The sequence below is a fragment of the Rhodococcus ruber NBRC 15591 genome (assembly GCF_001894945.1).
Lineage (GTDB): Bacteria > Actinomycetota > Actinomycetes > Mycobacteriales > Mycobacteriaceae > Rhodococcus > Rhodococcus ruber.
Genome location: NZ_BCXE01000023.1, coordinates 220,610 through 231,427 on the forward strand (window position 1 = coordinate 220,610; position 10,818 = coordinate 231,427).

At 71.5% G+C, this 10,818-nt stretch carries 11 protein-coding genes; 6 read left to right on the top strand and 5 right to left on the bottom strand.

The window, feature by feature from the left end:
- Positions 1 to 132 precede the first annotated feature (132 nt).
- Genes RR3_RS16955 through RR3_RS16965 form a run of 3 tightly spaced genes read right to left on the bottom strand, consistent with a single transcriptional unit; the run spans position 133 to position 2,798 of the window.
- Positions 133 to 1,323, bottom strand: coding sequence for an acetyl-CoA C-acetyltransferase (locus RR3_RS16955; RefSeq protein ID WP_064066144.1), 1,191 nt, complete (start codon positions 1,321 to 1,323; stop codon positions 133 to 135).
- A gap of 48 nt (positions 1,324 to 1,371) precedes the next feature.
- Entirely contained in the window at positions 1,372 to 2,034 is a 663-nt protein-coding gene (locus tag RR3_RS16960) for a CoA transferase subunit B (RefSeq protein WP_003938908.1), read from the bottom strand.
- The gene (locus RR3_RS16965; RefSeq protein ID WP_010593713.1) at positions 2,031 to 2,798 is read right to left on the bottom strand and encodes a CoA transferase subunit A; all 768 of its coding nucleotides are present in this window, start codon (positions 2,796 to 2,798) and stop codon (positions 2,031 to 2,033) included. The genes RR3_RS16960 and RR3_RS16965 overlap by 4 nt, the downstream gene beginning before the upstream one ends.
- Positions 2,799 to 2,998: 200 nt before the next feature.
- On the opposite strand from RR3_RS16965, the gene RR3_RS16970 reads away from it, so the two are divergent.
- Positions 2,999 to 3,781, top strand: a complete 783-nt coding sequence (locus RR3_RS16970; RefSeq protein ID WP_026138139.1) for an IclR family transcriptional regulator — start codon at positions 2,999 to 3,001, stop codon at positions 3,779 to 3,781.
- Here the strand turns inward: RR3_RS16970 and RR3_RS16975 are convergent.
- Positions 3,778 to 4,809, bottom strand: coding sequence for a phosphotransferase family protein (locus RR3_RS16975; RefSeq protein WP_064066145.1), 1,032 nt, complete (start codon positions 4,807 to 4,809; stop codon positions 3,778 to 3,780). The genes RR3_RS16970 and RR3_RS16975 overlap by 4 nt on opposite strands.
- A gap of 153 nt (positions 4,810 to 4,962) precedes the next feature.
- Between RR3_RS16975 and RR3_RS16980 the strand changes: the two genes are divergently transcribed.
- From RR3_RS16980 to RR3_RS17000, 5 genes are all read left to right on the top strand, one after another.
- Positions 4,963 to 5,772 carry an alpha/beta fold hydrolase gene (locus tag RR3_RS16980; RefSeq protein WP_026138140.1) on the top strand — a complete coding sequence of 270 codons (810 nt, stop codon included), beginning with the start codon at positions 4,963 to 4,965 and terminating at the stop codon, positions 5,770 to 5,772.
- Positions 5,772 to 7,034: a SpoIIE family protein phosphatase gene (locus RR3_RS16985; protein WP_017682343.1), complete on the top strand. Its 1,263-nt coding sequence runs from the start codon at positions 5,772 to 5,774 to the stop codon at positions 7,032 to 7,034. The genes RR3_RS16980 and RR3_RS16985 overlap by 1 nt, the downstream gene beginning before the upstream one ends.
- Before the next feature lie 132 nt (positions 7,035 to 7,166).
- A complete protein-coding gene (locus RR3_RS16990) occupies positions 7,167 to 8,006 on the top strand; it encodes an enoyl-CoA hydratase-related protein (RefSeq protein ID WP_017682342.1) in 840 nt (279 codons plus the stop codon).
- Positions 7,993 to 9,027 (top strand): phosphotransferase family protein, encoded by a 1,035-nt coding sequence (locus RR3_RS16995; RefSeq protein ID WP_064066146.1) that lies wholly within the window; start codon positions 7,993 to 7,995, stop codon positions 9,025 to 9,027. The genes RR3_RS16990 and RR3_RS16995 overlap by 14 nt, the downstream gene beginning before the upstream one ends.
- Positions 9,028 to 9,060: 33 nt before the next feature.
- Positions 9,061 to 10,254, top strand: coding sequence for an acyl-CoA dehydrogenase family protein (locus RR3_RS17000; protein ID WP_064066147.1), 1,194 nt, complete (start codon positions 9,061 to 9,063; stop codon positions 10,252 to 10,254).
- Between the two features lie 34 nt (positions 10,255 to 10,288).
- On the opposite strand, the gene RR3_RS17005 is transcribed toward RR3_RS17000, so the two are convergent.
- A partial coding sequence (locus tag RR3_RS17005) for an RNA-guided endonuclease TnpB family protein (RefSeq protein WP_139278876.1) occupies positions 10,289 to 10,818 on the bottom strand: 530 nt, incomplete at its 5' end.

The window sequence follows — 10,818 nt, forward strand, 5'->3', positions numbered from 1 at the left end:
GGTCTGTCGAGCCGGCCGTGAGGCGGTCGTCAGCGCCGCGGTCGCAGGCACCCGCAAACGTTCGGGCGGAGGCGATCGTGTCGCCTCCGCCCGAACGTGACGGTCCTCGACGGATCCTCGAGGTCGCGGGTCCTACGCCTTGGGGACGCGGACGATGAGGGCGTCGCCCTGGCCGCCGCCGCCGCACAGGGCCGCAGCCCCGACCCCGCCGCCGCGGCGGGCCAGCTCGAGGGCCAGGTGCAGCACGATCCGCGCCCCGGACATCCCCAGCGGGTGCCCCAGCGCGATCGCCCCGCCGTTGACGTTCACCCTGGCCGGGTCGATCCCGAGCTCACGGGCCGAGGCGATCCCCACCGCGGCGAACGCCTCGTTGATCTCCACCAGGTCCAGCTCGGCCGGCTCGAGGCCCTCCCGCGCGCAGGCCTTCGCGATCGCCCGCGCCGGCTGGGACTGCAGCGTCGAGTCCGGACCGGCGACCACCCCGTGCCGGCCGATCTCGGCGAGCCAGGACAGGCCGAGCTGCTCGGCCTTGGCCTTGGACATCACCACCACCGCGGCCGCGCCGTCGGAGATCTGCGAGGCCGAGCCGGCGGTGACGGTGCCGTCGGGGGCGAACGCCGGCCGCAGCTTGGCCAGGGACTCGGCGGTGGTGTCCGGGCGGATGCCCTCGTCGGCGGTGACCACGACCGGGTCGCCCTTGCGCTGCGGGATCGACACCGGCACGATCTCGTCGTCGAACAGCCCGTCCTTGTGCGCGCGGGCCGCCCGCTGGTGGCTGGCGGCGGCGAACGCGTCCTGCTCGGCGCGGGAGACGGCCGCCGCGCCGGTGTTGGCGGCCTCGGTCAGGGCACCCATGGCCTGGTCGGTGAAGATGTCGTGCAGCCCGTCGAAGGCCAGGTGGTCGCGCAGGGTCACATCGCCGTACTTGAACCCGGCGCGGGACTTCTCGAGCAGGTGCGGGGCCCGGCTCATCGACTCCTGGCCGCCGGCGACGACGACGTCGAACTCGCCGGCGCGGATGAGCTGGTCGGCCAGCGCGATCGCGTCGATGCCGGACAGGCACACCTTGTTCACGGTCAGGGCGGGCACATCCATCGGGATGCCCGCGGCGACGGCGGCCTGGCGGGCCGGGATCTGCCCGGCCCCGGCGGTGAGCACCTGACCCATGATCACGTACTCGACCTGCTCGGGGGCGACCCCGGCCTTGGCCAGGGCCCCGGCGATGGCGACCCCGCCGAGGTCCGAGCCGGAGAAGTCCTTCAGGGCGCCCTGCAGACGCCCCATCGGGGTCCGGGCTCCGGCGACGATGACAGAACTGGTCACGATGGCTTCTCCGATCCTGTTGGCGAGCAGTGGTATTCGACTACGTTCTCAGACGAGCTCGTCGATGCGGACCTCGAGCGGCGCCGCGGTGGCCGCGAGGACCTCGTCGACGGTGACGCCGGGAGCGAGTTCGCGCAGCGCGAGGGTCCCGTCACCCACGACGTCGATCACCGCGAGATCGGTGATGATCCGGTCGACGACACCCTGACCGGTCAGGGGCAGCGAGCAGGTGTCGACGATCTTCGAATTGCCCTCGCGGTCGGTGTGTTCCATGACCACGATGACGCGGCTGGCACCGTGCACCAGGTCCATGGCGCCGCCCATGCCCTTGACCATCTTGCCGGGGACCATCCAGTTGGCCAGGTCACCCGTGCGGGAGACCTGCATGCCGCCGAGCACGGCGGTGTCGATGTGCCCGCCGCGGATCATCCCGAACGACAGTGCCGAATCGAAGAAGGCCGCACCGGGATTGACGGTCACCGTCTCCTTGCCCGCGTTGATCAGGTCCGGGTCGACGTTCTCCTCGGTGGGGTAGGGGCCGGTGCCGAGGATGCCGTTCTCCGAGTGCAGCGTCACGTGCACGTCCGGCGGGAGATGGCCGGGGATGAGCGTCGGCAGTCCGATGCCGAGATTGACGTACTCGCCGTCGATCATCTCCTCGGCCGCGCGGGCCGCCATCTGATCTCGGGTCCATCCTTTGGTGCCGGTCATCGTGCCGCCCCTTCCGTGGCCTGAACTGTCCGCTTCTCGATCCGCTTGACCTGCGGGCCGGTTTCGACGATGCGCTGCACGAAGATTCCCGGCAGGTGCACCTGGGCGGGATCGAGTTCGCCGGGCTCGACGAGTTCCTCGACCTGCGCGACGGTGACCTTGCCGGCCATCGCGGCCAGCGGATTGAAGTTCATCGCCGTCTTGTCGAAGATCAGGTTGCCCGCGGTGTCGCCCTTGACCGCGTGCACCAGTGCGAAGTCGGCGGTGATGCCCTGCTCCATCACGTACCGCTTGTCGCCGAAGGCCCGGGTCTCCTTCGGCGGGGACGCCACGGCCACCGAGCCGTCGACGTTGTACCGCCACGGCAGTCCGCCGTCCGCGACGGGGGTGCCGACGCCCGCGGGGGTGAAGAAGGCGGGGATGCCGGCGCCGCCGGCCCGCAGCCGCTCGGCGAGGGTGCCCTGCGGGGTGAGCTCGACCTCGAGCTCACCGGCGAGGTACTGACGGGCGAACTCCTTGTTCTCGCCGACGTAGGAGGCGGTCACCCGGCGGATCTGCCGGCCGTTGAGCAGTAGGCCCAGGCCGTGGTCGTCGACGCCGCAGTTGTTGGAGAAGACCTCCAGGTCGCCGACGCCGGACTCGACCAGCGCGCGGATCAGGGCGTCGGGGATGCCACACAACCCGAACCCGCCGACGGCGATCGTCGCGCCGTCGGACACGTCCGCGACGGCCGCCGCGGGCGTACCGAACACTTTCGTTCCCATCAAGACCCCTCTCGAGAATTCGGTCCGTCCGGACCCGGTGCAGGATGTGTTCACTCAATGGACGAGCTCACATCGATCGCTTACCACTACAAACGCCAGGTACCCAGATTTCAAGACCTTGTCAGAGGCCCTTTCGAGATTGCTCGCCCATCGGAACGTCGTTACGGCTAGCGTTCACTGAGTGGACGTATCCTGGGGGCATGACGGACGAGCAGAGACCTCAGGTGATCGCGCGGGTCGGAGCACTCCTGCGGGCGATCGCCGGGCACGAACCGGTCGGATCGTCGACGTCCGACCTCGCGCGGGCGACGAGCCTCGCACGGCCGACGGTGCACCGCCTGCTGACCTCGCTCGCCGACGAGGGACTCGTCGACCGCGACCCGAAGACCGGCCGATGGTCGCTGGGACCCGAGCTCTACCTCCTCGGTTCGCTGGCGGCCGGCCGGTACGACATCACCGACCTCGCCCGCGACGTCCTGCGCGACCTCGCGCGGGAGACCGGTGAGAGCGCCTTCCTGTCCGCCCGGCGCGGGGACGAGACCGTGTGCCTCGCCAGTGAGGAGGGCAGCTTTCCGCTGCGCTCCCACGTCCTGCACGTCGGCATCCGGCTGCCGCTCGGGGTCGCGTCCGCGGGCCTGGTCATCCTGTCCCATCTCTCGGACCGCGACATCGACGAGTACCTGTCCCGCACCGACCTGACCGCGGGGTGGGGACCGGACCACACCCGGCACGCGGTGGAGGAACGGATCGCCGCGACGCGCCTGGCCGGCTACTCCACCAATCCCGCCCTGCTCGTGGAGGGAAGCTGGGGGATGGGGGCTGCCGTCTTCGACCATCGGGACGCACCGGCCTGGGCGCTGAGTATCACCGGGGTCGAGAGCCGTTTCCGCGAGGATCGCCGCCCCGAACTCGGGGAACTGCTGCTTCGGCAGGCGCACCGGCTCACCCAGTTGCTGCGCCACCGCCCCCGGCGAACGGGCTAGGACCGTCCGGCGAGGGCCTCGCGGGCCATCTCGGCCAGCTGCGCCGGCCGCCGGGCGAGGGCGTCGACGTCTATGTCCTGACCGCCCATCGTCCCGGCGCGGAACCTCGCCGCCACACCCTCCGCAATGGCGGCGAGCTTCCACAGCGCGAAGGCCTGGTGGTAGCGCAGGTCGTCGAGATCGCGCCCGGTCGTGTCGGCATACCGCGCGGCGACCGTGTCGACGTCGAGGAAACCCTCGGCGGGATCGGGTGCCCAGCCGATCACGTCGGCCGAGACCCAGGTGGCGGTGAGCCACCCGAGGTCGGCCATGACGTCGCCGACGGTCCACAGTTCCCAGTCGAGAACCGCCCGGACCTCACCGTCGGGCCCGATCAGCAGGTTGCCCGGCCGGAAGTCGCCGTGCACCAACCCGGTCCACCGTTCGGCGGGCAGGTTCCGGGCCAGGAGGTCGTGGACGTCCCACACTGGACCGGGACCGACACCGCCGTCGGCGAGCTGACGGCTCCAGCGCCGCAACTGGCGCTCGAGGTAGCTGCCGGGTCTGCGCATCTGCGCCGGCGGTCCGGTCGTGGTGTCCACCGCGTGGATCTTCGCGAGGGTGTCCACGATGCTGTAGGAGGCGGCCCGCCGGTGCTGCCGGGGGAGCGCGGCGACCGTCTCGGCATCGTCGAGGACGATGCCGTCGACATGCGTGATGACGTAGAAGTCCGCGCCCGTCACCGCGTGGTCGGTGCAGTAGCCCAGTACCGGCGGTACCGGCACCGGGCCGCCGGCGAGCAGGTCGAGGATGCGCCACTCCCGCACGACGTCGTGGGCGGAGGAGAGCAGCGTCCCGGTCGGCGGCCGGCGCAGGACCCACCGCGTCCCCGCGTCGTCACGGACCCGGTAGGTCAGATTGGACCGGCCTCCGGTGATCAGTTCGAAGTGCAGCGGCGGTGCGACCGCCGGGAGGTTCTCGACGAACCACGCGGTGACGCGCGCGGCGTCGATCCCGATCGGCTCGCTCGCGGCATTCGACTGGGCCATCGCGCTCTGCTCTCGGTGGGAAGTCGTGTGTGCGGATCCTTCATGCCTACCCGCCCCGCGCACCGATCGGTGCGTGCCGTGCCGGGCGGGCCGAAAGTTCCGGAACGCCGTCCACGGGGATGGGATCTCGGCGACCGTGCGAGTATGAGGCCCGTGAATGTCCTCACCAGAAACCACGTACGCGTCACCGGCCGGGCCGGCGCGCCCGTCGTGGTGCTGGCACACGGGTTCGGTTGCGACCAGAACCTGTGGCGACTGGTGGTGCCGGCCTTGGAACGCGACTTCACCGTGGTGCTGTTCGACCACGTGGGCGCGGGCCGATCGGATCTGTCGGCGTGGAGCGCGGAGCGGTACTCGGATCTCGACGGCTACGCCGACGACGTGCTGGCGGTGTGCCGGACGCTGGATCTCGGACCGGTCGTCTTCGTCGGGCATTCGGTGAGCGCGATGATGGGGGTGCTCGCCGCCGCGCGCGACCCCGGCGCGTTCGCCGGGCTGGTGCTGCTCGCCCCGTCGCCGTGCTTTGTCGACGATCCGTCCACCGGATATCGGGGCGGGTTCAGCGTCGCCGACATCGACGAGCTGCTCGAGTCGCTGGAGGCGAACTACCTGGGCTGGTCGGGTGCGATGGCGCCCGCCATCATGGGCAATCCGGAACGTCCCGAACTCGGCGAGGAACTGACCGCCGCCTTCTGCCGCACCGATCCGGCCATCGCCCGGGTCTTCGCCCGGGTGACGTTCTTGTCCGACAACCGGGCGGACCTGGCGAACGTGAGTGTTCCGACCGTGGTGGCCCAGTGCTCCCGCGACGCGATCGCCCCGCCGGAGGTGGGTGCGTTCGTCCACGCGCAGATTCCGGGAAGCCGGTTGGTGACGTTGGACGCCACGGGGCACTGCCCGCAGCTCAGTGCCCCGGACGAGACCGTGGCCACGATCGCCGCCTTCGCCGGTTCGGTGGGGTGATGATCCCGGCCCGGGAGACGGACGACGGCCGGAACCCGGGCGCCGGGGCGACGGCGGGCGAGGATCGCGAGATGCGCGCCGCGCTGGCCGAGGACAGCGCCGAGAGCCTGTACGAGAACGCGCCCTGCGGCTACCTGTCCACCCTGCCGGACGGGCGGATCGCGAAGATCAACGCGACTCTGCTGCAGTGGCTGGGACTCCGGCGCGACGACGTGGTGGGCCGGCGGTACTTCTCCGACCTGCTCACGGTCGGTGGCCGCCTCTACCACGAGACCCACTTCGCCCCGCTGCTGCGCATGCAGGGGGAAATCAGCGGCATCGCACTGGAATTGAGGGCGGCCGACGGCACCCGCCTGCCCGTCCTGGTCACGTCGGTGGTCCGGTACGACAGCGGCGGGCAGCCCCTGCTGATCCGCACCACCGTCTTCGACGCCCGGGAGCGCCGGGCGTACGAGACCGAACTGCTGCGCGCTCGCCGGGAGGCCGAGGACGAACGACGACGCCTGCAGCGGCTGACCCGCACCCTCCAGGCGACGTTGCTGCCACCCGACCTGCCCGAGGTGCCCGGTCTCGATGTCGCCGCGCACTACCACATCGCCTCTCCGGACGAGGTCGGCGGCGACTTCTACGACCTGTTCCCGCTCGGTGCCGGCACCTGGGGCCTGTTCCTCGGCGACGTGTGCGGTAAGGGGGCGGCCGCGGCGGTGATGACCTCCGTCGCGCGCTACACCGTGCGTGCCGCGGCCGTCTACGCCTCCGGCCCGTCGGCGGTCCTGGCCGACCTGAACACCGTCCTCGTCGATCGGTACCGCATGCACGATCCGCGGTTCTGCACCGTCGTGTTCGGGATGCTCACCCCCGACGCGTCGCCGGGCAGCTTCCGCGTCACGCTGGCGTCGGGTGGGCACCCGCCGGCTCTGCTGCTGCGCGCCGATGGCAGCGCCGACTACGTGCACATTCCGGGTGGACAGCTCATCGGGTTGCTGCCGCGGGCCCACATCGCCAGCGCCGTCGTCCGGCTGGATCCCGGCGACACCCTGGTGCTCTACACCGACGGTCTCACCGAGGCCCGCACCGCTCCGGGCGCCGACGAGCGCTTCGGCGAGCAGGCTCTGCTCGACTTCGCCCGGAGGCTGGGTCCGGTCATCGCCGCGGAGGCCGTCGCCGCCGTCCGCGACCTCCTCGACACCCTGGGCACCGGGGTGGAGGACGACACGGCCGTCCTCGCCGTCCACGCGCCGCGCCGCAGCGTCGGGTCCTGACCCGGGTTCCCGGTCACACGGGGCTGCCGGAAGCGATTGACATCACACCGTCCCCGGCGCACACTATGCAAGCGCTCAGCAACTTGAATCTGACGTCAAGTTATGTGACTCCCTGCTGTGAAGGAGCACCGGATGACCGACGCACCCGCCGCGACGACCCGCGGCGTGGCCACCACCGACGACCTGGTCCTCGCCGAGCGGCGCGGACCGGTCGTCCTGCTCACCCTCAACCGGCCGGCCAAGCTCAACGCCTGGAGCAACGCCCTCGAGGACCGCTACTTCGACCTGCTCGAGCAGGCGGACGACGACCCGCAGGTCCGGGCCGTCGTCGTCACCGGCGCCGGCCGCGGATTCTGCTCCGGTGCCGACCTCGACGACCTGCGCCACGTCGCCGACGCCACGGACGACGACCTGGTGCGCCCGCGCCCGCGCGACTTCCCGCTGCGCGTCCGCAAGCCGATCGTCGCCGCGATCCGCGGCCCCGTCGCGGGACTCGGCCTGGTCGAGGCCCTCTACTGCGACGTCCGCTTCGGCGACGCGACCACCCGCTTCACCACCGCGTTCGCGCGCCGCGGACTCATCGCCGAATACGGCGTCACCTGGCTGCTGCCCCGCGTCGTCGGCCACAGCCGCGCCGCGGACCTGCTGCTGTCGAGCCGCATGATCGACGCCGGCGAGGCCCACCGGATCGGCCTGCTCGATCACCTCGTCACCACCGGCGACGTCGTCGACGCCGCCGTCGCCTACGCGACCGACCTCGCCGTCCGCTGCTCACCGCGATCGATGGCGACGATCAAGACGCAGCTGCGCGCCGACGCCGACCGGTCCTACCCCGACGCCGTGACCGCCGCGGACCGCCTGATGGTCGAGGCCTTCCGCGGCCCCGACGTCGCCGAGGGCGTCGCCAGCCACCTCGAGCGGCGCGCCCCCGAGTTCGCCGCCCTGCCCGGGAGCGCCCATGCCACTGCGTGAAACCGTCGGCATCGACCCGGACGCGATCCTGCGCTGGCTGGGCGATCTCGGCATCGAGCACACCGCACCGCTGACCTTCGATCGCATCGGCCTCGGCCAGTCGAACCTGACCTACCTCGTGCAGGACGGCGACGGGCGCCGGTGGGTGCTGCGGCGACCACCGCTCGGGCACCTGCTGGCGTCCGCGCACGACGTCGCGCGCGAGGCCCGCATCCTCTCGGCGCTCGAGTCCACCGACGTGCCGACACCGACGGTGTTCGGGCTCACCGACGATCCGGCGATCAGCGACGTGCCGATGGTGCTCATGGAGTACGTCGACGGACAGATGGTGGACCGGATGTCCGTCGCCGAGTCCCTGACGCCGGAGCGCCGCCGCCGCATCGGGCTGTCGCTCGCGCGGACGCTCGGCCGCATCCACGCCGTGGACCTCGACAGCACGGGCCTCGCCGCCCTGGCCCGGCCCAAGCCCTATGCCCAGCGGCAGCTGCACCGCTGGGCCGGCCAGTGGGAGAAGTCGAAGACCCGCGAGCTGCCCGAACTCGACGACCTGACCCGCCGGCTCCTGGCCGCGGTGCCTCCGCAGCACGAAACCACCCTGGTGCACGGCGATTTCCATTTGCGCAACGTCATCACCTCGTACGACGGCGGTGACGTCGTCGCCGCGCTGGACTGGGAGCTGTCCACCGTCGGCGACCCCCTCGCCGACGTCGGGTCGCTGTTCGCGTACTGGCCCGAGCCGGGGGAGGACACCGGCGGCGACTTCCCCGCCTCCACCCTCGAGGGCTTCCCGAGCCGCGCCGAGCTCGCCGCTGTCTACCTGGACGAGACGGGCCGCGACCCGGCGGCACTGCAGTTCTGGCACGCGCTCGGGTTGTGGAAGGTGGCGGTGATCGCGGAGGGCGTGATGCGCCGCGCCCGCGACGAACCGCAGAACAAGGCCGCGGCCGGCACTCCCACGATCGAACGCATCGACGCCCTGGTCCACAAGGCCCGCGAGATCGCCGACGACGCCGGCATCTGACGCCCCACCACCCTCGACACGCAGGAGACGACGATGTCCCCCGACGAGCAGACGACCGCACGCGACCTCTCCGCGCGTGTGAAGACACTTCTGTCCGAACATGATCCGAGCACAACCCGGCCCGAGGACTTCCTCGGCGCACGGTTCGACGCCGGTCTCGCCTGGGTGCACTTCCCGCCGGGGCACGGCGGGCTCGGCCTGCCGCAGAGCCACCAGGCGCAGGTCGAGGCGGAACTGGCCGCCGCCGGCGCGCCCCGGCCCGCCGCCGCCCGCAACGGCATCGGCCTGGGCATGGCCGCCCCCACCATCGCCGCCTTCGGCACCGAGGAACAGAAGAGCCGGTTCCTGCGCCCCCTCTACACCGGACAGCACATCTACTGCCAGCTGTTCAGCGAGCCCGGCGCCGGCTCCGACCTGGCCGCCGTCGCGACCCGCGCCGTCCGCGACGGCGACGACTGGATCGTCGACGGCCAGAAGGTGTGGACCTCGGGCGCGCAGAACGCGCAGATGGCGATCCTGGTGGCCCGCACCGACCCGGCCGTGCCCAAACACGCAGGGCTGACGTACTTCCTGCTCGACATGAGCGATCCGGGCGTCGACGTGCGGCCCCTGCGGCAGATCACCGGCGAGGCCGAGTTCAACGAAGTGTTCCTCACCGGCGTGCGGGTACCCGACGCCAACCGGCTCGGCGACGAGGGACAGGGCTGGCGCGTCGCCACCACCACCCTCAACTACGAACGCGTCGCGATCGGCTCCGGCGCGCCCCGCGAGGGCGGCATGATCGGCAAGGTCGCCGCGGCCTGGCGCGAGCGTCCCGAGGTGCGCGACCCGGCGCGGCACGACGAGCTCATGCGGCTGTGGGTCGAGGCGGAGGTGACCCGGCTGACCGGCGAACGCCTGCGCCAGCAGTTCGCCGCGGGCCAGCCCGGCCCGGAGGGCTCCGGCATGAAACTCGCGTTCGCCCGCCTCGCCCAGACGATCTCGGGTTTCGAGGTGGAACTGCACGGCGAGCAGGGCCTGCGCTACGACGACTGGACCCTGCGCCGGCCCGAATGGGTGGACTTCACCGGCCGCGAACCCGGATACCGGTACCTGCGCGCCAAGGGCAACTCCATCGAGGGCGGCACGTCGGAGATCCTGCGCAACGTCGTCGCCGAGCGGGTGCTCGGACTGCCGCCGGAACACCGTGTGGACAAGGACATTCCGTGGAAGGACCTGGCGCGTTAACGCCTCTCCTGCCTGAAGGCGGGAGATTCCCGGCTCAGACCGCAACCGCACCACCGAGGAGGTGATCCGCTTGTCTGACGTCGTCGACACCGGTGTGGCCGCGCTCCGCCACAGCCAGATCCACTCCGGCAGCGTTCCGATCCCGGCATCCGCTGTAGCCGCAGGCTGGGCACCGGAAGATGCGTTGCTCGAGTCCGAGGGGCTGCTTGGCTCTCGCGAAACACCTCGAACACGTCATGCTCGTGTACGCGGGCCGCACCAGCACCACCTTCCGGCCGGCCCGCCTGCCCCGCTCGACGAGTTCTCGCTTGGTCGCGGCGATCGCCGCGTCCGCGGCCTTGCGCGCCATCGTGGACTTGGCCAGGAACCGCGGCCGGAAATCCTCCACCGCGATCACCGCATGCTGGGCGACCACCCGCCGCGCCCACACCCGCGCCTCGTGCCGGGTCCGCGCCGCGGCCTTCTGCTGGATCTTCGCCGCCCGCTTACGGGCCCGCCGGTAGCCGTTCGACGGGGTTCGGCCTCTTCCCCGGCGGCGACGGGTCATCGTGCGTTGCGCCTTCG